Below are 23,533 nucleotides of genomic sequence, written 5' to 3'. Positions count from 1 at the left end.
CGGTATCCGAAGATTTACGAAATTGGACGCGGGCCCTTGATGGCCACTCAAATTTGAAAGGTGGATACATGTCTCAGAACGTCATTGCCACTACTATCAACGAACTGCTTGGCCCGAACGCACCGAAGAATTGGGGCAAGTGGGGCGAGCAAGATGAGGTCGGCAGCCTCAATTACTTGGATGCAGCCCAAATTCTGAAAGGAATTGCATCAGTCCAGTCCGGTGAGGTCCATACGCTTCAGGTGCCCATCGGTGACCCCGACCTTCCTGACCCGGTGTGGCCCGGCCGCGAACCCGCGGTACGCACCCCAGTCATGGACGAAGGTTATTTCGTTAGGGGCGAAGAAGAAGAACCGTCCGATGGCCATCATTGGGCGGACGACAAGATCGAAATGTTCACGCAGGGGTCGACGCAGTACGACGCGCTAGCTCACTACTGGTACGACGGCAAGGTCTGGAATGGTTATCCGGCGGAAAGCACTGTGGGTGAATTGAGCAAGGCATCGGTACTGCCCATTGCTGAACGCGGTGTCGTTGGCCGAGGTGTTCTGATCGACGTGGCGCGTGCCCGCGGAAAAGATGCGCTTCAACGCGGCGAAACAATCACTCTGCAAGATCTTCTGGACGTAGCCAAGCTTCAAAATATCGAAATTTCCAAGCGCGACGTCTTGCTGATTAGAACCGGCTGGATTGGTTCGTACTATCGGACCCGGAGCTCCGAGTTCTTTGACGATTGGAACGAACCAGGACTGATCTACAGCCCAGAACTAGTGGATTGGTTCCAAGAAATGGAAATCCCGAACTTGGTTACTGACACCATTGCGAACGAATTGAGCTTCTACCCCGGGGGACTCCAGCTTCCGCTGCATTGTGCTTTGATGCGCAATCTCGGGGTCGCCTTCACTGAACTGTGCCAATTGGATTCGTTGGCTGATGCCTGTGCAGCAGACAATCGGTGGAACTTTCTCTACACCGCTGCACCCCTCAAGATTGTTGGCGCAAGCGGCGCCCCAGTTAATCCGGTGGTGATCCGATGAGTGCTCATATCGAAGAAACAAGCCGTGAAACAACGGGCGATACTGTCCCGCGTGGCCCAATCGATGCGTTCCGTGATGAGTACGGGATGTTCAGCATGGTCGCAGTAGATCAGAGAGGCTCGCTACGCCACATGCTGAGTGAAGGCCGGCAGGGTGCTGCAATTGCGGACGATGAATTGTCCAGTTTCAAGACGGACTTGGCCCTGGCTATCGGGGATCAGGCAAGCGGCCTATTGCTTGACCAAGATTACGGGCTTGAAGCAGCGCGAAATGCACAGTGCCCGGTAATCCTGGCCGCCGATATCTTGAGCTCCAGCCAGCCTGGTGGTCCCGTGGACATCGCTCAACTTGATGATTCCGTGACCCTCGAAACTGTTCAAGCTTTTGGAGCGAAGGCTTTGAAGTTTCTGTTGCCCTGGCAGCCCAACCGCAGAGTCGAGGCTGTCGAGCTTGCTCATGCCTTCATGGAGCGGTGCCGCGAGTTTGGAATTCCAGGAGTGCTCGAGGGCGTCGTCCGGCCACGCGAAGGGCATCTGGAATCGGCCGAAGGCTTCTCGGAAGCGCTCGTCATGGCCGCATCGGACCTCTCCAAGGTGCAACCAGACCTATACAAGACCGAGGTCCTCTACAACGGCAAACAAGATCGAGCACTGGCAGAAGCAACAGCCAAATCAATCACTCGCGAACTTGATTGCCCTTGGGTTGTTCTGTCCTCCGGCGTTCCTGCCGAAGAATTTCCTGAAGCAGTTTTGGCGGCAGTGACGGGTGGAGCAAGCGGGTTTCTGGCTGGTCGGGCTGTTTGGAGCGGAGCAACGAGAGTGGCTGACCCTGGCGATTACCTGCGGTCACACGCGCCAAAAAACTTGCAAGCAATAGCAGAGCGAATTCGAAAGACAGAAAAACGATGAACAACAGGTTGGACCCAAAAACCGATGTCGTGGTGATAGGTCGAGTTTGCATCGACCTTTATCCGGAACAATTCGGAGTCGGGCTTGAAGAAATCACCAGCTTCAGCAAGTCGATTGGAGGCAGCGCAACGAACGTTGCCGTAGCTGCAGCACAGCTCGGCAATTCCGTACGACTGATCAGTCGAGTCGGTGACGACCCATTCGGGGAATATGCCAAAAATGAAATTGCCCGCCTTGGTGTAGACAACACGGGGATAACAGCCGTAGCCGGAATGAAATCGGTGCTGACTTTTTGCGAAGTCTTCCCGCCGGATAATTTCCCTCTGTATATCTATCGCGAGCCCACTGCTCCGGATATGTACATTAATGGTGACGAACTGCCGTTGGACCTCATTGCGGAAAGCCCCATTTTCTGGGCAACCGCCACGGGCTTGTCTAAGGAACCGACGCAGTCTGCCCACATCAAGGCCTGGGAAAAACGCGGGCGTAGGCCCAACACCATCTTGGACCTGGATTATCGTCCGATGTTCTGGAAAGACGAGGACCAAGCTCATCAGGCTGTTTCCAAGGCGCTGGACCATGTCACGGTGACAGTTGGAAACCTCGAAGAGTGCCGAGTTGCAGTAGGTGAAACTGACCCGGACCGAGCAGCAGAGGCCTTGCTGGATCGTGGCGTGGAATTGGCGATCGTCAAGATGGGCCCCGATGGCGTAATGGCAAGAACCCGTACGCAACGTGTTGAGTCCAAGCCGATTCCAGTGGATGTAATCAACGGCTTGGGAGCAGGCGACGCATTCGGAGGTGCATTGTGCCATGCGTTGCTCAGGGGGATGTCGTTGCAGGAAACACTGGACCTCGCTAATGCCGCAGGCGCTTTGGTCGCAACGCGACCGCAATGCTCATTGGCAATGCCGAGCTGGGACGAGCTTCATGAGTTTTCCGTCCAGGCAAATGGCATTCCAGCCAACTGATGATCGACTTCGCAGGATTGCCGGGTGTGTCCCATCTGATCTGCATAAAACAGAAATAAACGAGTAAAAGGAAAAACTATGAATGAGATTCGAGTTGCAATTATCGGCGGTGGCGGCTTCATGGGGTATGCCCACAGCCTTGGATGGGCATTGGCTCCCATCACTGCAGATGCAGGCGCAGTCGTTCGGAAGGCCGTACTTGTTGAAGCCGATGAAGAACGGGCAAAGTCGGCAGCGCAGCGGCTAAATTGGGAAGAGTGGTCGGATGACTGGCGTGCTGTTATCGCCAGGGACGACATTGATGTTGTCGATATTGTGACTCCTCCGGGATCGCATGCAGAAATCGCTGTGGCAGCTCTGCAGGCCGGGAAGCATGTGTTCGTCGAGAAGCCCATCAGCAATACGCTTCAGGATGCCGAGATCATGCAGGCAGCTGCAGAAAGGAGCTCGTCGGTGAGCCAAGTGGGCTTCAACTATCGCCATGCAGCTGCAATTACCTTGATCAAGAACATGCTTGACGACGGGACCCTAGGCCACCCGTTGCAATTCCGTGCTCACTACACGCAAGATGTCGGAGCGCTCGGACGTGTCTTGAGCGGGTGGCGCGCCAAGAAGTCTGCCGGTGGATCTGGCGTCACAGGCGATATCGGTTCTCACATCATCGATTTGGCTTCGTATCTTGTTGGAGACATTGAATCGGTTAACGCAATTGTCGGCGCAAAGAATCCGAAAAATAACACTGCCTGGCTTTCGGACGAAGAAAGGAAAGACGGAGACCATCTCGATGACGCGGCTTTGTGGATGACCAAATTTGAAAACGGTGCAATTGGTTCATTCGCGGCGACGGTGTACGCCTCGGGGCGCAAGAACCGGCTATTTTTTGAACTTGAATGCACAGGAGGCACCGTTGAATTTGACTGGAACCACACTGACGAAATCAAGCTCAGCTTGGTCAGTGATGACCCAGACAAGCAAGGCTTCAGGACTATCACCTTGAACGAAAATCACCAGGATTACTGGTACCCATTGGGCGGTATGGGAACGGGTTATGCAGATGATGCATCCCTGCAGCTTCAAAAGTTCGTACGTGCCATCGTCGAAGGACGGCCGGGTACGCCAGGGTTCGCGGAAGCGACACGTACTCAGCGCGTAATTGAAGCAGTAATGCAATCTGCTGATAACCACCAGTGGGTAGCGGTAGACGAGGTGACGGCATGAGCTTGGACTTGAGATGGAGCACTGACATTGTCACTTTTTTCAATCCTGAATATTGGGGTATGCCCGCTGCGCAGGCCTACGGCGCGTGGGAAAGAAAAGTTGACGAGGACCCTCATCGGTTCTTTGACAGGATGTTGGACGGCGCTGCCGAAGCACAGCTTAGCGGCATCGAATTAGCGCCAGCACCCGGTGGTTGGGTTAATGCGTTGCGTGCTTATGGGACCGCTTCTGCTTTCAAGAAGGAGCTAGACCGGCGCGGCCTCGTACTTTCATCAAGCTATGTGTTGCCGATAGCGCTCAAGGCAGTCGTGGACGCCCCAGACGCCAAGACCAGGGCCGTTGCCCTGAACCGGCTTCATGAGGAGACGGCGCAACATGCCGAATTTCTTCGTGAGGTGGGATGCCAAACGTTGATTACGAGCACCGTGCCAAGGGCAGAGTTCTCAGAAACGGCTGGAATCGAAGCATCGGCCGATTCATTCGAGAAGCCTACCGATCCTGACCTTATGGGATCCATCGCTGACGTGCTGGAAGGCGCCGGGAAAATTGCTTCCGAGAGCGGAGTACATCTCGCGATTCACACAGACGCCTATTCGCTGGCGTCACGAGTCGAGGATATAGACACCCTGATGAGCATTACGGATCCGAATTTGGTCAAGCTGTGCATTGATGCGGGGCATATCGCTCTTGACGGAAGCGACGCGGTGAGCGTGGTTCGCAAGCACGCTCTACGTGCGCCGATACTTCATTGGAAAGATTGTGCAGCACATTTGCCCCCGCACAAATTGAGCGGAACACCGATGGAACGACATGACGTGATGATCAAATCGTTCCGAGTTATGGGTGAAAAGGGAATCGTTGATTGGCGCGAATGGACCAGGACTCTGCAAGAACAGCGGTGGTCTGGCTGGGGTGTCGCTGAAATCGATATGTCTGTTGATCCGATTCGCGAAATTCGTGAAGGCATCGAATACTACGATTCTGAACTCTCCCAGATTTGATCACTAATGTTCCGGTCTCTTAAGGCAGTTCGGTAATTTCTTAGTGCCTGAGGAGCAAGGGCTGAGAGGCGTCACCATGGCTTACGAAGATGTAGTCATCAATACTCTAATACGTGCTTTGGATCCCCAAGGCGTGCATGCTGCAGACGAGCAAAGTCTGTCAGCCTTGGGGAAAAGCTGGCAAAATGACGAAGAAGTCGTCAATAGAGAAGACCGTGTAGATTGCGAATTCCTTGCCACTCCTGCGGAAAGGATCTTGTCGTTCTTCAAGAGACAATATCGCGGAATAGCGTCTGACTAAACGACAACGGAACCAGAGGATTAGTGGTAAAGGTTCACAGCGGACCTGCCTGATGCACCATTGTGATCCTGGGTCTATCGTGCATAGCAAAGGGACTTGTCTAGGATTCAGGGCTTAGGATGATCGGGTTCTGAATTCAGGCAAGTTCCTTTGCCTCGTATTCGGGGACTTCAAGAGGCAAGGTCGTGTCTCTCCCAGAAGACGACCCGCAATCCGTGATGAAGAGTCTTACAAGACAATTTGGCTTGATATTTACCAATAGAACTAGCGCGTCAATATTTGCATGTGGCCATGCTTCGTTTCGTGGAACGTCCCGCGTGGCCCGCGTGTTCCGCTGGTTACACAATCAGGTTGGCGGGAAAAGCACGGTTCCGCTGGCTGCCACCGTGATGATGATGAGCGTTGCGATCAGGCCTAGAAGCAGCGCCTTGATCCCGGTAGTGAAGATGCTGCGTAGGTTCACGCCGAGCCCGAGTGCGAACATCGAAGCCGATAGGAGCAGCGTCTGCACCATCGAGGCGCTGTCGAGCAATGCCCCGGGCAGGTCGAGGGTGGTGCGCAGGAGCATCGTTGCCAGGAATCCGAGGATGAACAGCGGCACCAAGGGCGGATTCTTATCGCCATGGACGCTGTGCTGGCGACGCATATACAGTCCCACACCGGCAACGACCGGGGCCAGCAAGAGGACTCGCGCCAGTTTTACGGTGACGGCAACAGCCAGCGCCGCGGCGGATACCGATCCGGCACCGGCCACGACCTGGGCTACCTCGTGGGTGGACGCCCCGACGAGCATCCCGATGCCTCGATCGTCCAGGCCCAAGAGCAGGCCAAGTGCCGGCATCGCAGGAATCATCAGTGTTCCAAAAAGCACCACAAGCCCTACCGCCGTGGCTACCTGATGCTCCTTGGCTTTGATGGTTCCTTCCGCGCCAGCCACCGCGGCCGCACCGCAAATGGAAAAACCGATGGCGATCAACAGCCGTTGTTCAAGATCCAGGCCCATCAGCTTGCCGATCCATGCGGTGAGCAAGAACGTGATGGTGACCGAGGCGAGAACCACCAGCAGCACTCCGGGGCCCAGGGCGAGAATGGATCCCAGGGACAGCTGGAATCCCAAGAGGACGATGCCCATCCGCAAGAGCTTCTTCGCTGAAATCCCCACCCCGGCATCAAGGACGTGGGGCACCGGCGCGAGGTTGCGCCACAGGGCACCGAGCACGATGGCTATCAGCAGTGCGCTCACCGAGCTGAGGTAATGGCTGATCAGCATGCATAGCGCACCGACCACCAGGCAGAGCAGGATTCCAGGGGCTGGTCCTGCTAGTAGCCGGCGGGTTGCGGTGATTCTGGCGGAGGCGTGGGTATCAGCAGCGGAGTGTGCGCTGGTCGAGCCGGGGACGGGGTTCATGCCTACTATTCTTCGCCGGAGGCCGGTCCTGCGGTATTCATCTTCTGGCCATCACAGGCATATGATCATGATATGGATAGCGATGTGCCGGTACGGCAGAGCATGGCCCATTGGCTGCAACTCTCCTCATTGGAGTTGCTGGTGGGCATTGCGGACCATAGGAGCCTGAGCGCCGGCGCTCGGGCGGTCGGCATGGCGCAGTCCAACGCCTCCAGGGCGCTGAAAACTCTTGAACGCCGGTTGGGATATGCGCTGGTGGCCAGGAAAACCAGCGGGTCCACCCTGACCGCAGAAGGCGTGCTCACCGTCCAATGGGCGCGTGAAGCGCTCGCCGGGCTCAATGCCTTTGCCGCCGGGGTGCGTTCCCTGGCCGAGCATGGCCAGACGGAACTGGAATTCGCAGCCAGCATGACCGTGGCCGAGTACCTGGCCCCCTCGTGGATCGGCCAGCTGCATGAGCAATTGCCCAGCGTCACCCCGCGGATGAGGATCATGAATTCCCACGACGTGATCCAAGCGGTTGAACTGGAGCAGCTGGGCTTCGGCTTTGTCGAAACACCCCATCTGCCCTCCGCGCTTCAAAGCCGTGAAGTCTTCCGCGACGAAATGCTGATCGTGGTGGCTCCTTCCCACGCTTGGGCTGCCCGGAAACATCCGGTAACTCTCGAAGAGCTGCAAGAGACAGCACTGATTGAACGCGAGGAAGGTTCAGGCACCAGGGCGTTCCTGGATTCGCTGGCAACAGCCGAACGTGCCAAGCCGATTGCGGAATTCAACAGCAATGCCACGATCGGCCAGCTGGTGGCCGGCGGCATGGGGCCTGCGGTGCTGAGCCAGCTGGCAGTCGAAAGCCAGATCAAGCAGGGAACCCTGGTGGAAGTTCCGTTTGCCGGACCGGCCTTGATGCGCAAATTATGTGCCATTTGGCGCAAGGAACGCGCCTTGAATCCCAATGAGCGCACCCTGTTGGAGATCGCCATCAGCGCTCGCTGAACACGCCCCTTAACGGCATCATCCCGGATCGAGCATGGCCGCACTGCGCGGAGCCACGTCCGATCCGGGACGCCAGGCGGAGCCTAGGAAGCAACCTTTTCTATGGTGTGGCCCAGCTGCTTGGTGGGAACCCGATAGGTCTCGCGTGCAGTCAACGCCGAGAGCGAGGAAATGACGGCGATCGCCGCGGTGAACAGGCTGATCTGGACCCAGCCATTGGCTTCAAGCCCGCCCAGGGCGGCGACGATGGACGGCGCGAAGCCTGCCATCAAGAAGCCCAGCTGGGTGCCGATAGCCAGCCCGGAGAAGCGCACTTGGGAGGAGAACATCTCTGCGTAGAAGCTCGGCCAGACGGCGTTCGCTGCCGCATAGGCGCAGGAGAAGACCAGCACCGAGAGGGTGAACTGCAACAGCGCGTTGCTCGACTCCATGGACCGCAGGTAGAAGGGCATAATGGCCGCCGAGGCCAGCGCGCCGTAAATGAAGACCGGCTTGCGACCAATCTTGTCCGCGAGCATGCCGAACAGTGGCTGAGTGATCAGGGCGCCGATGTTACCGGCGACCACCAGCCAGAGGGTGATCGACTCGTCCATATTGCCGATGGTCTTGCCATAAGAAATGGCCAGGGTTCCGTACACGGTGGAGACCGCTGCAATGAAAGCGCACAGGACAACGCGCAGCACGTCCTTCCAGTGGAAGCGCAGTAGGACCGCCAGTGGGAGTTTGGCGATTTCGTTGTTCTTCTTGGCTTCTTCGAATTCTGGAGTCTCGTGCAATGAGCGGCGGATGAAGAAGGTCACCACTACGACGATGGCCGAAAGCCAGAACGGAATGCGCCAGCCGATGCCGAACTTGATCTCATCGGGCAGAGCGACCACGGGAATGAAGATCAGGGCAGCAAGAATCTGACCACCCTGGGTTCCTGTGAGCGTCCATGAAGTGAAGAAGCTACGACGGTGATCAGGCGCGTGTTCCAAAGACATCGATGAGGCACCAGCCTGCTCGCCGGCAGCTGATAGGCCCTGGCAGAGCCGAGCGAAAACCAAAAGGATTGGGGCTAGCCAGCCGACCTGATCAAAGGTTGGCAAGCAACCGATCAAGAAGGTGGATGCGCCCATCAGAATCAGGGTGAACATCAAGACTTTTTGTCGTCCGATACGGTCGCCAAAGTGGCCGACAAAGATCGCGCCAATTGGGCGGGCAATATAAGCAAAGCCGAAGGTGGCCAGCGACATAACCGCAGCGTTGGTGTCCTTGTCGGGGAAGAAAATATGCGGGAAGATCAGCGCAGCGGCGGAGCCGAAAATAAAGAAGTCATAGTATTCAACAGCGCTTCCCATGAAGCTGGCGACAGCAGCTTTGACCGGGGTGCGACCCTTAGTTCCGGTATCGGGGGATGCGGGCGTGCCATCGGGAGATTGCATCTCAGGTACTCCTCGTCGAGTGTTTGCGAGCTAGAGCTCAAAAACAAGTGTTCGCTATGCGTACACTTGTTCGGAATGTGTTCATCGTATTACAGTAGATGTAAATCACATCTCAGGCAATACCTGAAGTCATCAAAAAGAGTTGCGGGAAAAATGAGTACACGTGCACAGTCTTACCTGGTTGGTCTAATCGGAGATGGCGTCATGCCATCGCTTACCCCACCAATGCACGAACGGGCCGCACAGGTTCATGGCTTGCAATACCTATATCGACCCATTGACCTGACCGAACTGAATCTTCCGGCCAGCTGTATTGGTGATTTGCTCAAGGCCGGAGCCACACTGGGTTTTAATGCCTTCAACGTAACCCATCCTTGCAAACAACTGGTCTTGGACCACCTTGATGACATCTCAGAAACCGCCAAGGCCATCGGAGCAGTCAACACGGTAGTCATCACGGATGGGAAATTCCATGGTCACAACACCGATGCTTCGGGATTCTCCCGTGCGCTAGAAACTGGTCTGCCCGGAGCAAATAAGCAGCGGGTCTTGCAATTGGGCGCCGGCGGTGCCGGGGCCGCTGTGGCCTATGCACTGCTAGATACCGGAACCGAAGAGCTGCACATCGTTGACCTTGATGAAGATCGAGTGAACCACCGAGTTGAAGAGCTACGCAAAAACTTCCCTCAGGCCAAAGTCCATGCAGCCAGACTGCAAGAGGTGCCACAGCTTCTTGCCACCGTAGATGGGCTGTTGAATGCCACGCCTATTGGAATGCACCATCATCCGGGACTGCCTCTGGATATCGCTGCCTTAGAATCCCGTCACTGGGTGGCCGACTGCATTTACCGCCCGGTGGATACCGAACTGATTGTGGCTGCACGGAACCGTGGCTGCCAAGTACTCGACGGTGGGCACATGGCCGTCGGACAAGCCGTCGACGCCTTTGAAATCATCACCGGGATCAAACCAGACGCGCAGCAGGTGCGCGACCACCTATTGGAAATGTTGGAGAAGGGACTGTAATGCGTACGTCCATCGCCACCGTGTGCCTCTCAGGAACACTGGAAGAAAAACTGTTGGCCTGCGCCAAAGCGGGTTTCGACGGCATTGAAATCTTTGAACAAGATCTTCTGGTCAGCCCCATGTCGCCAGAAGAAGTGAAAGCTATGGCCGATCGTCTGGGACTGACTTTAGACCTGTTCCAACCCTTCAGAGATTTTGAAGGTGTCAGCGAGGAGCAACTGGCAGCCAACTTGCACCGAGCCGAAGCCAAGTTCCAGCTGATGAACCGACTGGGCATGGACTTGATGCTGCTCTGCTCCAACGTTGCCACCGCAACCGGCAATGATGATCAAGTCTTCGTTCAGCAGATTCGCCGACTCTCGGATCTGGCCAGCAAATACAACGTCCGCATTGCCTACGAAGCCCTAGCCTGGGGAAAATACGTAGACACCTACCAGCACTCATGGGAAATCGTGAAGCAGGTTGACCGTGAGAACGTGGGGCTGTGCATCGATAGCTTCCACATTCTTTCGCGTGGAGATGATCCACGAGAGATCGCGACGATCCCCGGCGACAAGATCTTCTTCGTTCAGCTCGCTGACGCTCCCGTACTTTCCATGGACATCCTTTCTTGGTCTCGTCACTACAGACTGTTCCCGGGCCAAGGTGGCTTTGCTCTGAACGAGTTCATGGCTGAATTGGTGCGCTCAGGATATGACGGCATCATCTCCCTGGAAATCTTCAATGATGTTTTCCGTCAATCCAACGTGGAGCGAACCGCCATCGACGGGCTGCGGTCTTTACACTGGTTGGCGTCTCAGACGGCTCAACTACTGCGCAGCAATGGTGAAAAGTACGCGTTGGATCTCGAAGAATTGCCCGGTATTCAAGACGCGACCGGATTCGACTTTGCTGAAATCCGCACCGAAGATCCTGAACTGGTCGGCGGGATGCTGGCACAACTAGGGTTCAGCTTCCGCGGGCAGCACCGCCGCAAACCAGTACAACTGTGGACCTCGGGGGACGCGCGCATCATCATCAATTCGCAACGAAGCCGAGGCGTTGAAGCCTCCGTTTCTGGCTTTGGCGTGTTGGTGCCAGATCCTGCCGCCAGCGGTGAACGCGGAGCCAGCCTGCTGGCGACCAAAGTTCCACGCCTGCGCACCTACAACGAGCAAGAACTCCCCGGATTTGTTGCGCCAGACAGCACCGAAATCTTCTTCAGCTCTGCAGAAAACACCCAAAACTGGATCGGAGAGTTTGAGGAGGCAGGAATGCCAACCTCGACTGCGGATGATGGGCCAATCTTTAGCATTGACCACATCAACCTCGCCCAGCCATGGCAATGCTTTGATGAATCTGTCCTGTTTTACAGCAGCGTCATCAATCTCAAAGCACAACCAGGCACTGAGGTCCCCAGCCCTATGGGTCTGGTTCGTTCGCAGGTACTCTCCACCACAGGCAACAGTGTTCGATTGGCACTGAATATCGTTCCGCAGGGACTGGAAAGCGCTATTGAACGTAACCATGAATATCCAGAACATATCGCCCTAAGCACCGATGACATTATTGGTGTGGCCAAACAAGCACGGGTTCGCGGAATGGAGTTCTTGCAGGTTCCGGCTAATTACTACGAGGATCTGGCGGCGCGCTTCGATCTGGACCCTCAGCTACTGGAAACCCTCAAGGAGCTGCACCTGCTCTATGATCGTGACGAGGCCGGCGAGTTCCTGCATTTCTACACCAAGACCATCGGCAACATGTTCTTGGAGGTAGTTGAACGCCGTTCTAGCTACGATGGGTACGGAGCTCCAAACGCTCCGGTGCGACTAGCTGCTCAATTTGAGAGCAACCGCTGGAGCAAAAACCTATAAACCTGGGGAGAAGAACGAGTGGCAGAGCGGCCAGATTATTTTGTTAAGTCTGCAGATAAGACTTTGGCCGTGCTGCTCGCGTTCTCCGCAGGCAACACCGAATTGACAGTATCGCAGGTTGCCACGGCCACCGACCAGACTCGGGCTTCCGCCCGTCGCTTCTTGCTGACACTCACCGACCTCGGATACCTGCAAGCGGTGGGCAACGCGTTTAGGATGACGCCGCGCGTACTGGACATTGGTGCTGCGTACTTGTCTGGACTCACCCTGCCGCAGGCTGCGGTAAGTCATCTTCAGGCTCTGGCCCGGGACCTGGAAGAAACCGCATCACTGTGTGTTCTTGAAGGTCAAGATGTCCTTTATGTTGAACGTGTGACCGCTCCGCGACTTCACGCACTGAATGTCTCCATCGGCAATCGACTACCTGCCTGGGTGACCTCGATGGGTCGAGTACTGATCGCTCATCTAGAACCCGCCGAGCAGGAGGCGTTCCTTGAACGTGTAGATCTGCATCCGTACACCGAACACACCCTTGCGGACCTTGAGGCTCTGAAAAAAGAACTGGCCACTGTGCGCGAACAAGAGTGGTCGCTCGTTAATCAGGAGCTCGACGAGGGCTTGCGTGGCCTTGCGGTTCCAGTCTTCCGCGGTGGAAAACTCTTAGGTGCGCTGAATATTTCGGTGCAGACCAGCCGAAATAACCCGCAGTACATTCAAGATGAACTGTTGCCTCGCCTACGCCGGGCCGCCCAAGATATCGCAGATGACTTTGGCGGCCGGCTCGGCTAGGACCTTGCTTAGCTAGCGTTAGCCTCGATGGCCGTAGCTAGCAACGCTGACAAGCGCTGAACACCTTCAGCGATGGTGGCCTCGTCAACTGCGCAGAACGCCAGGCGCAACTTATTATCGGCCTGACCGCTGGGGCTGAACGCCGCCCCAGGTATGAAGATGACTCCGGCCTTCACACCCAACTGCAGTAACTCATAGGTGTCGATCCCTTGTGGAAGAGTCAACCAGATGAAAAATCCTCCTTCAGGACGGGTGTAACTCACCTCGACGGGAAGATGCTTCTCCAACGCGTCGAGCATGGCATCGCGCCGTGAACGGTAGAGATCGTTGTACTTGGTGATCTGAGACTTCCAGTCATGCTCTTGAAGATAAGCACTGATAATCATCTGATTGAGCGTCGGCGGGCACAGTGCCACGGCTTCTCCAGCAAGGTAGAAGCGACGGAATAGATGGGTGGGAACAGCCGCCCAACCGATGCGCAGACCCGGAGCAAAAATCTTGGAGAAAGAGCCCATGTAGATCACGTTCTCTGGATCTAGGCTACGCAGCGTTGGGGCTGCTTCGCCCTCATAACGCAACATGCCATACGGGTTATCTTCGAGGATCAGGATGCCTTCTTCACGGCAGATCTTCACGATTTCTTCGCGCCGCTCAGTAGCCAGTGTGATGCCTGAAGGGTTATTAAAGTTCGGAATGGTGTACAGGAATTTAATGCGTTCCCCGGCTGCGCGAAGCTGTGTAATACGAGCTTGTAGGGCCTCGGGAATCAGCCCGTGATCATCGGTGCTGACCTCGCGCGCCTTGACCTGGTAAGCCTCAAAAGTGTTCAGCGCGCCCACGTACGTTGGGTCCTCGCACAGAACGGTATCGCCGGGATCGCAGAAGACCTTGCACGCCATATCTTGGGCCGACTGTGAGCCGTTGGTGACGACGACGTCTTCAAGTTTGACGTTGGTGATGCCTTCAGCGGCCATGACGTCAAGGATCTGAGTGCGAAGCTGTTCGGTGCCTAAACCGGAACCGTACTGCAGTGCCTCGGGGCCTTGTTCGGTGATGATGCGCTGGGAAATTGCGCCGATCTTCTCCAGTGGGAGCAATTGCAAGTAAGGGTTGCCGCCGGCCAATGAAACTAGAGACGGATCTAAGGAAAGTTCAAAAACATCGCGCACCGCAGACTGTTTGATCCCTGCCGCACGTTCGGAGAGAAGTCCTTCGTGGGCGGTACTTAGTGACTGGGGTGCGGTGCTCATGGTCCTCCTTGGCCAAAGCTCCAGCTAGGGCGGGAGCATGTTCTTCGCAAACGGGAGCCGCGCGAAGCCTTGTTTTCAAATAGAATACTTTGGTATTCCAGCAGGAAATCAAGTGGTTGGCAAGAGTTAGGGCAACATGTGCCAAATGCCCTTAACCTAAGACCGTTAATTCGCCGATTTCTTCTCGGACTCGCTGCGAGAATCTAGCCAGGCCTGGATGGAGCTCGGGCGAATGCGGCGATGGGTGCCGCGGTATTCAACTTCGATAATTCCTGCGTCAGCGAGCTTGCGAAGGTAGCTATTGGAAATGCCAGCCATCTGGGCCGCCTGCGAAGTATTAAGCAGTAATTCTGGTGTGCCGATACTGACCGACTCACCATCAGCAAAGCGCGAAAGTACTTCGATCAGCGCCTGATGAGCTTCCTTTGGCAGTTGTAGTGCGGTGCCGTTGACGAACACGGTGGTGTCATTTGATTCATCAAGTGCGCGGCGTAAACGTGCGGTGGTCTTTTCGTCGAGCGACTCGAAAGTACGCACCCTGCCTAGAGCTGAAGTCGGTGATGCCATGATTCTCATTTTGCCCGATGAATGCCCTGGGCGCACGCGATGACGGGCAGAGGTGGATATTGCTACGGCAGGTCATATTACTGCTGAGCGACAAGAGGGGGTTGAATTGCGACAAACGGTTCCCGTATGGTGGAAATTGTAGGTCTAAAGAAAGTACTGACCAGCCATCTTCCGGCACACCATGACGGAAACTTCAGCCTCACCCGGCGGAGCCCAGCATGGGAACTGTGTACATGGAAGCCTGACACCCTCCTTAATTGCGTTGGGTCACGCTCCGTTGCGGTCGGATGAATGGTCATGCGCGTTCCTACGCTACGCCACAAGCTTTGTGGGTACTGCGTTTTCGTCGTTCAAAACTTTCTTGAAAGCAGAGTAAATCAATGTCGATTGAATCCACCAAAGACCTCTCCACCATCACCGACGTCGAAGTATTTGACGCCCACATCGGCGGCAAGCTTAGCATCCAGTCGCAGATGCCACTGAAGACCAAGCGCGACTTGTCCATTGCCTACACTCCCGGTGTAGCCAAGGTTTCCCAAGCAATCGCTGATGACCCAACCAAGCACTCAACCCACACCTGGGCTTCGCGACTTGTGGCCGTGATCTCGGACGGTACCGCGGTGCTGGGCTTGGGCAACATTGGAGCAGCAGCGTCGCTGCCGGTGATGGAAGGCAAGAGTGCACTGTTTAAGGAATTCGCACAGTTGGATTCCATCCCGTTGGTTCTGGACACCACCGATGTTGATGAAATCGTTGAAACAGTGATTCGTCTGCGCCCAAGTTTTGGTGCGGTAAACCTCGAAGACATCGCAGCACCACGGTGCTTTGAAATCGAGAAGCGACTCATTGAAGCGCTGGATATCCCCGTCATGCACGACGATCAGCATGGAACGGCCGTTGTCGTCCTGGCAGCGTTGATCGGTGCAGCACGACAGACCAAGCGAGACATCAGCTCGCTGAAGGTTGTTGTGGTTGGAGCTGGCTCGGCAGGCGTGGCCGTGACAAACCTTCTGCTGAAGGCTGGGGTTGATGATGTGATCGTGTTGGATTCGCGGGGAACCATCCACCGTGAGCGAGATGACTTGAACCCGATCAAGGCTGAGCTTGCAGGGCGAACCAACCGTGAAGATGTGATGGGCGGATTGGCCGAGGCTCTGGATGGTGCCGACGTTGTGGTTGGCCTGTCCTCGTCGAAGTTTGATGAGGCAGCCTTGGCCAAGATGAACAAGGACGCAATTATCTTTGCGCTGTCGAACCCCACTCCGGAGATCATGCCCGAGGAAGCGAAGAAGTACGCTGCGGTTGTTGCTACCGGTCGCAGTGACTTCCCGAACCAGATCAACAACGTTCTGGCATTCCCCGGCATTTTCCGTGGTGCGTTGGACTCGGGGGCAAAGAAGATCACCGAGGAAATGAAGGTCGCTGCGGCTCATGCCATCGCGGACCTCGTCGGTGATGATCTTGCTGAAGACTACATCGTGCCTTCGGCTTTGGATGAGCGCGTGATGCCCGCGGTAGCTGCGGCCGTAGCTGCAGAAGCTGCATCGGCGAAGTAACCGAAAGCTAACCACAGGGCGTTTAGCCACAGGCGCTGCCTGCAATCAAAACTGATTGCAGGCAGCGCCTTTTTGTTGTCCACAATTAGCCAGGTTCTTGAGTCTTGATGGATGATTCCGGCGGATGCTCAGTAATAACACGTCGCCCACCACAGCACCTAAGGAGGAACACGATGGACGGTATCAGCAACTTACGATCATCGGTCCTTGGTTCTCTGTCCGCATCAGATGAAGAAAAAGGCGGTTGTCTGGCGGAAATAATCATGCAAGGTTACTGCGTGATGACCCATCGTTCTCCCAACTCGTTGCGCATCATGGTTGTGGCGTTGGGGCTGGGCTACTTCGATCATCCTGAATTTTCCATCCTCGCCAACGATGAGAATGAAGACGAAGCCTGCGGCCTGTTGCGGTACTTGGCCGAGCAGGTCCTGCATGAAGGTAAGGAGTTTGCTCAAGGTGCCTACTCAACGACGTTCTATCCAGAAATCATCTTCACCAAGGAAGATTTCGACATGAACCTCGCTGAATTCGACGACGACTTCTCTACAGCATTTCTCTACTGGTTGCGTTGCTCGTTGCCAACTAGTCAGCCGGCTGAGAAACGAAGCGCGAGGGGAGCAACACCATGTGCGACATCTGCAACGGAATGAGCGTTGAAGACGCTGATGCGAGAACGGATCAATGCATCCGCGACTACGGACGGCAAGTTCTGTTTATTGAACCGGACAGATTCAGTCAACCTTACGCGTACACCATCGGATTGAGCTTGGTAGGGCACCCTGAATTTTTGGTCCGTGGGTTGGACTACGCCCATAGCGTTTACATGCTCAACGGACTTTCCGCAGCAGTGCTGGAAAACAATGAAGTTTTTGCTCACGGACATAACTGCCAATGGAACAGGCAGACGTTGCTGTACTTCGCAAAAATCACTCAGGGGATTAAGCACGAAGCGCCTTGGGCCTACAGCCGCTACGGTCCGAGCATGGGACTGCTTGAGGTGCTCTTTGTCGGAAGAGATCTTCCTTTTGACGCGATTTCTGCCCGTAATAACTGAGAGTGCCAGTAACTGATACAGAACAAAGAAAAGCCGTGATCATCCGCATGCATGGTGGATGATCACGGCTTGTTCTGGATCCGTTATTGATCCAAAGTAGCGCTACTTGGAAGCGAGGTAGGCAGCAGCCTCACGCTTCTCTTCAGCAACACGAGCCTCGTGCGCTTGACGCAACTTGGCGTGCTGAGGATTGTTGCGAAGCAAAAGGTAGCCAATGCCGATGATGATGAACCAGATTGGCGTTGCCAGCAGGCCGACCAAGGTATCTGCATCGCGGGTGAAAGCCCACAGCAAGAAGACGAAGAAGGCCATGACCACGTAAGGCATGAACAGGCCACCGGGCATCTTGAAGACTGACTTGTCGTGTGCCTCTGGGCGACGCTTGCGGTACACCAAGTAGCTAACCAGAATGATCGTCCAAACGAACATGAAGCACAGCGAGGAGATCGTAGTGACCACCGAGAAGCCTGCGGACTTATCCAGGCCGAAGACCAACAGCACGATGGAGCTGAGCAGGATGACACCGGAGAGGAACAACGCGTTGCGTGGAACCTGACGCTTAGTGAGCTTGGCAAAGATTTTCGGAGCATCACCATCGGTGGCAAGGCCGAAGACCATGCGCGAGGTCGAGTAAATACCCGAGTTAGCCGACGACGTTGCCGAGGTCAGCACGACCGCGTTGACCAGGTGCGCGGCGGCACCCAAGCCTGCTAGCGAGAAGAGCATCACGAATGGCGACTCGTCAGCGGTGAACCGGTCCCAAGGAACAACGGACATCAAGATGACCAGGGAACCTACGTAGAAGAGCAGGATACGCACAGGAATAGCGTTGATGGCCTTTGGCAGGTTGTGCTCTGGGTTCTTGGTTTCAGCGGCCGCGGTACCAACAAGCTCAATACCAACAAACGCGAAGACAGCGATCTGGAAGCCCATGACGAAGCCCATGAGGCCACCGCCGAAGAATCCGCCCTCCCCGTTGAAGAGGTTCAGGAAGGAAGCCTGGGCACCATCGTGTTCAAAGCCGGTAACGATCATGATCAGACCAACAATGATCAGCACGACAATCGCGATGATCTTGATCAGTGCAAACCAGAATTCGGTTTCGCCGAAGCCCCTGACTGAAGGCAAATTCAGCAGAATCAGCAAGACAATGACAGCCAATGCTGGAATCCACAGCGGGATGGTCGGCAGCCAGTAGGTCACGTAGACCGAGGCAATGACAATGACGTCAGCGACGCCGGTAACGATCCAGCAGAACCAGTAGGTCCAGCCGGTGAAGAAGGCAGCCCATGGGCCGAGGATATCTCCGGCGAAGTCGGAGAAGTTACGGTATTCGGTGCGGCTCAGGAGCAGTTCGCCCATGGCGCGCATGACGAAGTACAGCATGAAGCCGATGACCATGTAAACCAGGATGACCGATGGGCCAGCAACAGAGATGGTTTTTCCGGAGCCCATGAACAGGCCGGTGCCGATCGCACCGCCAATGGCAAGGAGCTGAATGTGTCGGTTGGACAACGCTCGTTTAAGCTCGGGGCCGGTCTCTGCGGGTCGATTAGTTTCTATATTTGCCACGCAGGGTCCTTTATCGTGCGGCTTCGATTGGAAGCACTTATGTATTTGTGGTGACAGGTTCGCGTGGAACCACAAAAAACGACATTACCGGAAAAGAACCCACTGGTTGTAATTACCCTCACATCAGAAGTGTGGTGGTCGACTCATTTGAGGCAAATAGTGTACATGCCTAGTGGAAGCGGATAGGCGCAAGTGAGTAGTCTGGGGAGTATGGCAATTCGAAATCGTCGAGCAGCGGCTCTTCCTGCAAAACTGTCCCGTTCCTGGCTCTTGGTGAATGCCGCTAAAGAGGAGGACTTCGCTCCGGCTCTTGCGAGTGAAGCGGACTCAGTCATCTTCGATATGGAAGCCGCCGTTCCCGATGACAAGAAACTTCAAGCCCGCGACAATGTTGTCCGCGCGCTGTCCAATGGCATGACCGCATGGGTGCGTGTTAATGGCATTGACACCGACTTCTGGGCTGATGACCTTGCCGCCCTTTCTGAGGCACCCGGCCTGCGCGGGATCATGCTGGCCATGACCGAACAGCCAGAACAAGTGACCTACAGTGCTATGCGCTTGCGCGCAGGTACCCCAGTTCTAGCTTTGATTGAAACTGCTCTGGGCATCGAGAACGCTACTTCCATCGCATCGGCGCCAGGCACCTTCCGTCTGGCCTTCGGTGTAAATGACTTCCGTAAAGACACCGGTGTCTCCGATGACCCAATGGCTCTGGCATACGCCCGCGGCAAGCTGGTTATCGCCTCGCGTGTTGGCAAACTGCCAGGCGCTATCGACGGTCCACCACCGGCAGGTTCCGATGCGGTGAAGGTTACCGAGGAAACTCGCGTCACCGCATCCATGGGTATGACCGGTAAGCTCTCGCTCTCGCGCGACCACGTGGATGGCATCAACGCTGCCCTCGCACCGAGCGAAGATGAGCTCTCATGGGCCATGGAACTGCTCGAAGCTCACGCTGCTGGCGCTTCGGTCGGTGACGGCTCCTACCTGCCGCGTTTGGCTCGCGCTCAGAAGATCGCGGACCTCGCTGACTCCTACGGTCTGTGGAACGCATAACGCGTAGCTACTAACCGCGCTCGACGCACCAAAAAGCTCATCCCGGCCGGCCCTCATTGAGGATCTGGTCGGGATGAGCTTTATTTGTTCGTGGCTAAATGCTTAGCGTTGGTGAGAAGAACCGACGATATCGCCGGACTTCCACTGCGCCCAACCATCGCGGCCCTCCATGAAGTTTTCAATCTGGACTTTGTCGGCTTCCAGCTTCGGGTCATTCTTCAGATACCAGCGAGTTTCGCGGGCCACCATGCCGGAAAGGATCAGCAGACCGATCAAGTTTGGCAGTGCCATCAGACCGTTCATCATGTCCGAGAAGTTCCATACGGCGGTCAGTTCGGTGGTGCAGCCAATGAACACGACCAGTGAGAAGATGACACGGAATGGCATCACGGCTTTGCGTCCGATCAGACGCTCAATGTTGCGCTCACCGTAGTAGCACCAGCCTAGGATCGTGGAATACGCGAACATCACCAGACCGATAGTGACAACCCAGTGTCCCCATTCACCTGGCAAACCGTGGCTGAAAGCCTCGCCGGTCATCAGCGCGGCCGAGATCTGCTCGCCAGTGGATTCATCCACCATGTTCCAAACGCCCGTGGTGATGATGACCAAGCCGGTGCAGGTGACCACGATGATGGTGTCGATGAAGGTCTGAGTCATCGAGACCAAGCCCTGACGAACTGGGTGGGTGGTCTGTGCCGAAGCAGCTGCGATAGCTGCTGAACCCATGCCGGATTCATTCGAGAAGATACCGCGGGCCACACCGTACTGGATTGCGATGATGATGGCTGAGCCGGTGAAGCCGCCAACGGCCGAGGAGCCGGTGAAGGCATCGCTGAAGATTTCAGCGAAGGCTGCAGGGATGCTGCTGACGTTGGCAATCAAAATGTAGAGTGCTGCCACAACGTAGAAGACGATCATGATTGGCACAAAACCTGCGGTGACCTTACCAATGGACTTAATGCCACCGACCAGAACAGTCAGGGAGAGTACGGTCAGCACGATGCCGGTGACCCATGGGGTGACATGGAAGGAGTTTTCCAAGTTCAGTGCAATGGAATTGCCCTGAGTCATATTGCCAATCCCAAAGCAGGCCAAGGTGGCAGCAATCGCGAAGAACATGGCCAGGAACTTACCGAAAGGTCCCTTGATGCCACGTTCCAAGTAGTACTGTGGGCCGCCGGACTTCTCGCCGGCTGCATCGGTGCCGCGGTACCGCACGCCGAGGAAGGCCTCGGTGTACTTTGACGCCATACCCAAGAGGCCAGTGACCCACATCCAGAACAACGCACCTGGACCGCCGATGCCGATTGCGGTGGCCACACCAACAATGTTGCCGGTACCCACGGTGGCCGCTAGCGCGGTGGTCAGTGCCTGGAACTGGGAGACGTCACCTTCAGCTCCGTCATCCTTACGCTTGAGTAGTCCGAGGCGAAGAGACGCGGCAAGTTTGACGAACTGCACGCCACCGAGCCGAATTGTCAGGTACAAGCCCGTGCCCAACAACAGCGGAATGAGGCAAAATGGTCCCCAAATAAATGAGGAAATATTCCCGAAGAGTGTTCCCAACGCTTCCATAAGTCGACTAGTCCTTTGCGCGAGTGAGTGATGAGATGAAAACCGAGGCTTTCATAGCTCACATCCTAGGTGAGAGTGCGACCCAAGTCACTGAACGCGCAGGTGGGCGGGGTAGTTCTCGCGTCAAGCGGTTAATCTTGAGAGAACGTTACGCGCGGGATGTTGTCCGCTGAGTAGTAATTCCGTGACGAGCGCAAAAGATAATGGGCCCACCAATAAGGTGAGCCCAATGCGGGAATTAACTACTTTTGCGCAGCGATGAATGTAGTCCGAGCAACGCCCAAACCATCAATGTGCGTCTCCAAAACATCCCCATGCTTCAGCCACGGGTGACGGCCATTCTCATCACGCCGTCCGACAGCGACACCAGCAGGTGTGCCGGTCAGGATGACATCTCCGGGCTGTAGCTCGTTGAAAGTTGAAAGGTAGGAGACGATCTCATCAACGGAGAAAATGAGGTCATCAATCGTGCCTTCCTGAACGAGATTGCCATTGACGGTACTGGAGATCTTTGCTGCCGGATCTAGCTCATCAGGGGTGACCAACCAAGGTCCCAGGGGCGTGGAATGATCCCAGATCTTGCCCTGCAACCACTCGGAGGTGCGGCCCTGGTAACCGCGCATGGACACGTCGCTGGATACGGCGAACCCAGCAATGTGTGCGCCAGCGTCTTCTTCGCTGATGCGTCGGCCGGGGGTTCCGATGATGATGGCTAGCTCTGCTTCATAGTCCACGCGGTGGTCCTCCACCGGAATCTCCACCTCATCGTTGGCGCCGCAGAGCGAAGAAGCAAACTTAGCAAAGACGGTCGGATATTTTGGCAACTCCTGACCAACTTCAGCGGCGTGCGACTTGTAGTTCAACCCAATGCAGTAGATCTTGGAGGGATTGGGAATCAACGGCGCGTAGTTCGCTTCGCCCTCGGCAATGCTGTCGCCAACTAGGGCGCGAGCGATGACTTCTTGCTGCGTTGCTTCATTCAGACGCAGGAATCGCTGGACAGTGTCCAGGTTCTCTAGATAGTAAGCGCGACCGTCGTCAATGACGGCTGCTGTGGTGTGGTTGGGTTCGCTACTCAGGCGGAGCGTTGCAAGTTTCATACTTCCATCTCACTACATTTGGCGGTGAAAACACAGACTATTTCAGCTTCTCACAAGCATTCCTTTTGACTGAGAATTGCCGAGCTGTCTAGGGGATACAGCATTCTCACCTGAGGTGACGTGGGCTACTGTCGGTAAGCTAGGGGTAGAAACAGGGTGTTTTTCGCGTCCTGAGAACGATCGAGATACAAAACTAAAGCGAAGTAGGTTTTAATGTGGGTGAATTTTTTGAGGAGAGATATCGCAATATCCTCTTCGCCTCGTGGCAGCACTTTTCGCTTGTCGCCCAGTGTCTGATTCTGGCAACCATCATTTCAGTGGTCATTGCCGTACTGGTGTACCGCAATAAAGCACTTTCTGGAATCGCTAATTCCATCAGCGCCATCGGACTCACCGTTCCGTCCTTCGCGCTGATCGGTCTGTTGATAGTCCCTTTCGGCTTTGGCGTTGGCCCTGCGGTCATCGTCGTGACGTTCTTCGCCGCCTTGCCAATTCTGCGCAACGCCATCGTGGGTCTAAACAATATCGAGCCGAGCATCGTTGAATCTGCCCGAGGTATCGGCATGAGCCGTTTCAAAACCTTGGTCTCCGTCGAGCTTCCAATTGCTTGGCCGGTGATTCTCACTGGCGTGCGAGTCTCGGCGCAGATGGTGATGGGTGTAGCAGCAGTAGTTTCCTACGCTCTGGGTCCGGGGCTTGGCGGATTCATTTTCCAGGGGCTCTCCCGACTCGGTGGCGCCAACGCCTTGGAATCTGTGGTGACCGGCGTTGTGGGCGTAGTGATCCTAGCGCTCATTCTTGACTTGATTTTGCTCGGCATTGGCCGACTGACTACCCCGCGAGGTATCCGTGTCTGAAAATAAGAACTCTG

At 55.6% G+C, this 23,533-nt stretch carries 22 protein-coding genes; 15 read left to right on the top strand and 7 right to left on the bottom strand.

All coding sequences use genetic code 11. The annotated features are described in order from the left end of the window. The first annotated feature begins 68 nt into the window (after positions 1-68). The 6 genes from FJV47_RS10450 (at position 69) to FJV47_RS10425 (ending at position 5,436) form a co-directional block, all read left to right on the top strand. Complete coding sequence (locus tag FJV47_RS10450) at positions 69-1,037, top strand: cyclase family protein (protein WP_159612662.1); 969 nt, start codon at positions 69-71, stop codon at positions 1,035-1,037. Further along, positions 1,034-1,945, top strand: coding sequence for a hypothetical protein (locus tag FJV47_RS10445; RefSeq protein ID WP_159612660.1), 912 nt, complete (start codon positions 1,034-1,036; stop codon positions 1,943-1,945). Before FJV47_RS10450 ends, FJV47_RS10445 begins: the two co-directional genes overlap by 4 nt. Continuing rightward, positions 1,942-2,916, top strand: coding sequence for a 5-dehydro-2-deoxygluconokinase (iolC, locus tag FJV47_RS10440; protein WP_159612658.1), 975 nt, complete (start codon positions 1,942-1,944; stop codon positions 2,914-2,916). Before FJV47_RS10445 ends, iolC begins: the two co-directional genes overlap by 4 nt. Before the next feature lie 78 nt (positions 2,917-2,994). Next, positions 2,995-4,134 carry a Gfo/Idh/MocA family protein gene (locus tag FJV47_RS10435; RefSeq protein WP_159612656.1) on the top strand — a complete coding sequence of 380 codons (1,140 nt, stop codon included), beginning with the start codon at positions 2,995-2,997 and terminating at the stop codon, positions 4,132-4,134. A gap of 59 nt (positions 4,135-4,193) precedes the next feature. Beyond that, positions 4,194-5,135, top strand: a complete 942-nt coding sequence (locus FJV47_RS10430; protein WP_159612654.1) for a sugar phosphate isomerase/epimerase — start codon at positions 4,194-4,196, stop codon at positions 5,133-5,135. A 76-nt stretch (positions 5,136-5,211) separates the two neighbouring features. Further along, a complete protein-coding gene (locus tag FJV47_RS10425; RefSeq protein ID WP_159612652.1) occupies positions 5,212-5,436 on the top strand; it encodes a hypothetical protein in 225 nt (74 codons plus the stop codon). A 346-nt stretch (positions 5,437-5,782) separates the two neighbouring features. Here the strand turns inward: FJV47_RS10425 and FJV47_RS10420 are convergent, their stop codons facing one another. Next, positions 5,783-6,844: a YeiH family protein gene (locus FJV47_RS10420; RefSeq protein WP_159612650.1), complete on the bottom strand. Its 1,062-nt coding sequence runs from the start codon at positions 6,842-6,844 to the stop codon at positions 5,783-5,785. Positions 6,845-6,916: 72 nt separating this feature from the next. Between FJV47_RS10420 and FJV47_RS10415 the strand changes: the two genes are divergently transcribed. Continuing rightward, positions 6,917-7,837: a LysR family transcriptional regulator gene (locus FJV47_RS10415; protein ID WP_159612648.1), complete on the top strand. Its 921-nt coding sequence runs from the start codon at positions 6,917-6,919 to the stop codon at positions 7,835-7,837. A gap of 83 nt (positions 7,838-7,920) precedes the next feature. Here the strand turns inward: FJV47_RS10415 and FJV47_RS10410 are convergent, their stop codons facing one another. Then, positions 7,921-9,261 carry an MFS transporter gene (locus FJV47_RS10410; protein WP_159612646.1) on the bottom strand — a complete coding sequence of 447 codons (1,341 nt, stop codon included), beginning with the start codon at positions 9,259-9,261 and terminating at the stop codon, positions 7,921-7,923. A 153-nt stretch (positions 9,262-9,414) separates the two neighbouring features. Between FJV47_RS10410 and FJV47_RS10405 the strand changes: the two genes are divergently transcribed. Genes FJV47_RS10405 through FJV47_RS10395 form a run of 3 tightly spaced genes read left to right on the top strand, consistent with a single transcriptional unit; the run spans position 9,415 to position 12,929 of the window. Then, a complete protein-coding gene (locus FJV47_RS10405) occupies positions 9,415-10,287 on the top strand; it encodes a shikimate dehydrogenase (RefSeq protein ID WP_159612644.1) in 873 nt (290 codons plus the stop codon). Beyond that, the gene (locus tag FJV47_RS10400) at positions 10,287-12,140 is read left to right on the top strand and encodes a bifunctional sugar phosphate isomerase/epimerase/4-hydroxyphenylpyruvate dioxygenase family protein (RefSeq protein ID WP_159612642.1); all 1,854 of its coding nucleotides are present in this window, start codon (positions 10,287-10,289) and stop codon (positions 12,138-12,140) included. The genes FJV47_RS10405 and FJV47_RS10400 overlap by 1 nt, the downstream gene beginning before the upstream one ends. 18 nt (positions 12,141-12,158) lie before the next feature. Beyond that, positions 12,159-12,929, top strand: coding sequence for an IclR family transcriptional regulator C-terminal domain-containing protein (locus FJV47_RS10395; protein ID WP_159612640.1), 771 nt, complete (start codon positions 12,159-12,161; stop codon positions 12,927-12,929). 8 nt (positions 12,930-12,937) lie between these two features. Here FJV47_RS10395 and FJV47_RS10390 read toward each other — a convergent pair whose 3' ends face one another. Both FJV47_RS10390 and FJV47_RS10385 read right to left on the bottom strand, forming a co-directional pair. Then, positions 12,938-14,179, bottom strand: a complete 1,242-nt coding sequence (locus FJV47_RS10390) for a PLP-dependent aminotransferase family protein (RefSeq protein WP_159612638.1) — start codon at positions 14,177-14,179, stop codon at positions 12,938-12,940. A 165-nt stretch (positions 14,180-14,344) separates the two neighbouring features. After that, positions 14,345-14,746, bottom strand: coding sequence for a helix-turn-helix domain-containing protein (locus FJV47_RS10385; protein ID WP_159612636.1), 402 nt, complete (start codon positions 14,744-14,746; stop codon positions 14,345-14,347). A gap of 380 nt (positions 14,747-15,126) precedes the next feature. Between FJV47_RS10385 and FJV47_RS10380 the strand changes: the two genes are divergently transcribed. The 3 genes from FJV47_RS10380 (at position 15,127) to FJV47_RS10370 (ending at position 17,356) form a co-directional block, all read left to right on the top strand. Beyond that, on the top strand, positions 15,127-16,302 hold the full coding sequence (locus FJV47_RS10380; protein WP_159612634.1) for an NADP-dependent malic enzyme: 1,176 nt from the start codon (positions 15,127-15,129) through the stop codon (positions 16,300-16,302). Between the two features lie 173 nt (positions 16,303-16,475). After that, entirely contained in the window at positions 16,476-16,952 is a 477-nt protein-coding gene (locus FJV47_RS10375) for a hypothetical protein (RefSeq protein ID WP_159612632.1), read from the top strand. Continuing rightward, positions 16,928-17,356: a DUF4262 domain-containing protein gene (locus tag FJV47_RS10370; protein WP_159612630.1), complete on the top strand. Its 429-nt coding sequence runs from the start codon at positions 16,928-16,930 to the stop codon at positions 17,354-17,356. The genes FJV47_RS10375 and FJV47_RS10370 overlap by 25 nt, the downstream gene beginning before the upstream one ends. A 102-nt stretch (positions 17,357-17,458) precedes the next feature. Here the strand turns inward: FJV47_RS10370 and FJV47_RS10365 are convergent, their stop codons facing one another. After that, complete coding sequence (locus FJV47_RS10365) at positions 17,459-18,928, bottom strand: amino acid permease (protein ID WP_235026414.1); 1,470 nt, start codon at positions 18,926-18,928, stop codon at positions 17,459-17,461. Between the two features lie 210 nt (positions 18,929-19,138). Here FJV47_RS10365 and FJV47_RS10360 point away from each other — a divergent pair, with 210 nt between their 5' ends. Continuing rightward, positions 19,139-19,984 carry a CoA ester lyase gene (locus FJV47_RS10360; protein ID WP_159612628.1) on the top strand — a complete coding sequence of 282 codons (846 nt, stop codon included), beginning with the start codon at positions 19,139-19,141 and terminating at the stop codon, positions 19,982-19,984. A 102-nt stretch (positions 19,985-20,086) separates the two neighbouring features. Here the strand turns inward: FJV47_RS10360 and FJV47_RS10355 are convergent, their stop codons facing one another. Further along, positions 20,087-21,562, bottom strand: a complete 1,476-nt coding sequence (locus FJV47_RS10355; RefSeq protein WP_159612626.1) for a sodium:alanine symporter family protein — start codon at positions 21,560-21,562, stop codon at positions 20,087-20,089. 242 nt (positions 21,563-21,804) lie between these two features. Further along, positions 21,805-22,662, bottom strand: coding sequence for a fumarylacetoacetate hydrolase family protein (locus tag FJV47_RS10350; protein ID WP_159612624.1), 858 nt, complete (start codon positions 22,660-22,662; stop codon positions 21,805-21,807). A gap of 215 nt (positions 22,663-22,877) precedes the next feature. Here FJV47_RS10350 and FJV47_RS10345 point away from each other — a divergent pair, with 215 nt between their 5' ends. Next, the gene (locus FJV47_RS10345) at positions 22,878-23,519 is read left to right on the top strand and encodes an ABC transporter permease (protein WP_159612622.1); all 642 of its coding nucleotides are present in this window, start codon (positions 22,878-22,880) and stop codon (positions 23,517-23,519) included. Positions 23,520-23,533: the final 14 nt, after the last annotated feature.

Source organism: Glutamicibacter sp. JC586, from assembly GCF_009805585.1.
Lineage (GTDB): Bacteria > Actinomycetota > Actinomycetes > Actinomycetales > Micrococcaceae > Glutamicibacter.
This window is presented reverse-complemented; position numbering and strand designations above follow the sequence as displayed.

What these genes read in the sequence shown, in the direction of transcription:
- FJV47_RS10430 (WP_159612654.1), top strand. Translation starts at nt 4,194, where the DNA reads ATGCCCGCTGCGCAGGCCTACGGCGCGTGGGAAAGAAAAGTTGACGAG.
- FJV47_RS10390 (WP_159612638.1), bottom strand. Translation starts at nt 14,179, where the DNA reads ATGAGCACCGCACCCCAGTCACTAAGTACCGCCCACGAAGGACTTCTC.
- FJV47_RS10380 (WP_159612634.1), top strand. Translation starts at nt 15,127, where the DNA reads ATGTCGATTGAATCCACCAAAGACCTCTCCACCATCACCGACGTCGAA.
- FJV47_RS10385 (WP_159612636.1), bottom strand. Translation starts at nt 14,746, where the DNA reads ATGGCATCACCGACTTCAGCTCTAGGCAGGGTGCGTACTTTCGAGTCG.
- FJV47_RS10415 (WP_159612648.1), top strand. Translation starts at nt 6,917, where the DNA reads ATGGATAGCGATGTGCCGGTACGGCAGAGCATGGCCCATTGGCTGCAA.
- FJV47_RS10375 (WP_159612632.1), top strand. Translation starts at nt 16,476, where the DNA reads ATGGACGGTATCAGCAACTTACGATCATCGGTCCTTGGTTCTCTGTCC.
- FJV47_RS10350 (WP_159612624.1), bottom strand. Translation starts at nt 22,662, where the DNA reads ATGAAACTTGCAACGCTCCGCCTGAGTAGCGAACCCAACCACACCACA.
- FJV47_RS10435 (WP_159612656.1), top strand. Translation starts at nt 2,995, where the DNA reads ATGAATGAGATTCGAGTTGCAATTATCGGCGGTGGCGGCTTCATGGGG.
- iolC (WP_159612658.1), top strand. Translation starts at nt 1,942, where the DNA reads ATGAACAACAGGTTGGACCCAAAAACCGATGTCGTGGTGATAGGTCGA.
- FJV47_RS10400 (WP_159612642.1), top strand. Translation starts at nt 10,287, where the DNA reads ATGCGTACGTCCATCGCCACCGTGTGCCTCTCAGGAACACTGGAAGAA.
- FJV47_RS10425 (WP_159612652.1), top strand. Translation starts at nt 5,212, where the DNA reads ATGGCTTACGAAGATGTAGTCATCAATACTCTAATACGTGCTTTGGAT.
- FJV47_RS10355 (WP_159612626.1), bottom strand. Translation starts at nt 21,562, where the DNA reads ATGGAAGCGTTGGGAACACTCTTCGGGAATATTTCCTCATTTATTTGG.
- FJV47_RS10420 (WP_159612650.1), bottom strand. Translation starts at nt 6,844, where the DNA reads ATGAACCCCGTCCCCGGCTCGACCAGCGCACACTCCGCTGCTGATACC.
- FJV47_RS10370 (WP_159612630.1), top strand. Translation starts at nt 16,928, where the DNA reads ATGTGCGACATCTGCAACGGAATGAGCGTTGAAGACGCTGATGCGAGA.
- FJV47_RS10445 (WP_159612660.1), top strand. Translation starts at nt 1,034, where the DNA reads ATGAGTGCTCATATCGAAGAAACAAGCCGTGAAACAACGGGCGATACT.
- FJV47_RS10450 (WP_159612662.1), top strand. Translation starts at nt 69, where the DNA reads ATGTCTCAGAACGTCATTGCCACTACTATCAACGAACTGCTTGGCCCG.
- FJV47_RS10410 (WP_159612646.1), bottom strand. Translation starts at nt 9,261, where the DNA reads ATGCAATCTCCCGATGGCACGCCCGCATCCCCCGATACCGGAACTAAG.
- FJV47_RS10405 (WP_159612644.1), top strand. Translation starts at nt 9,415, where the DNA reads ATGAGTACACGTGCACAGTCTTACCTGGTTGGTCTAATCGGAGATGGC.
- FJV47_RS10360 (WP_159612628.1), top strand. Translation starts at nt 19,139, where the DNA reads ATGGCAATTCGAAATCGTCGAGCAGCGGCTCTTCCTGCAAAACTGTCC.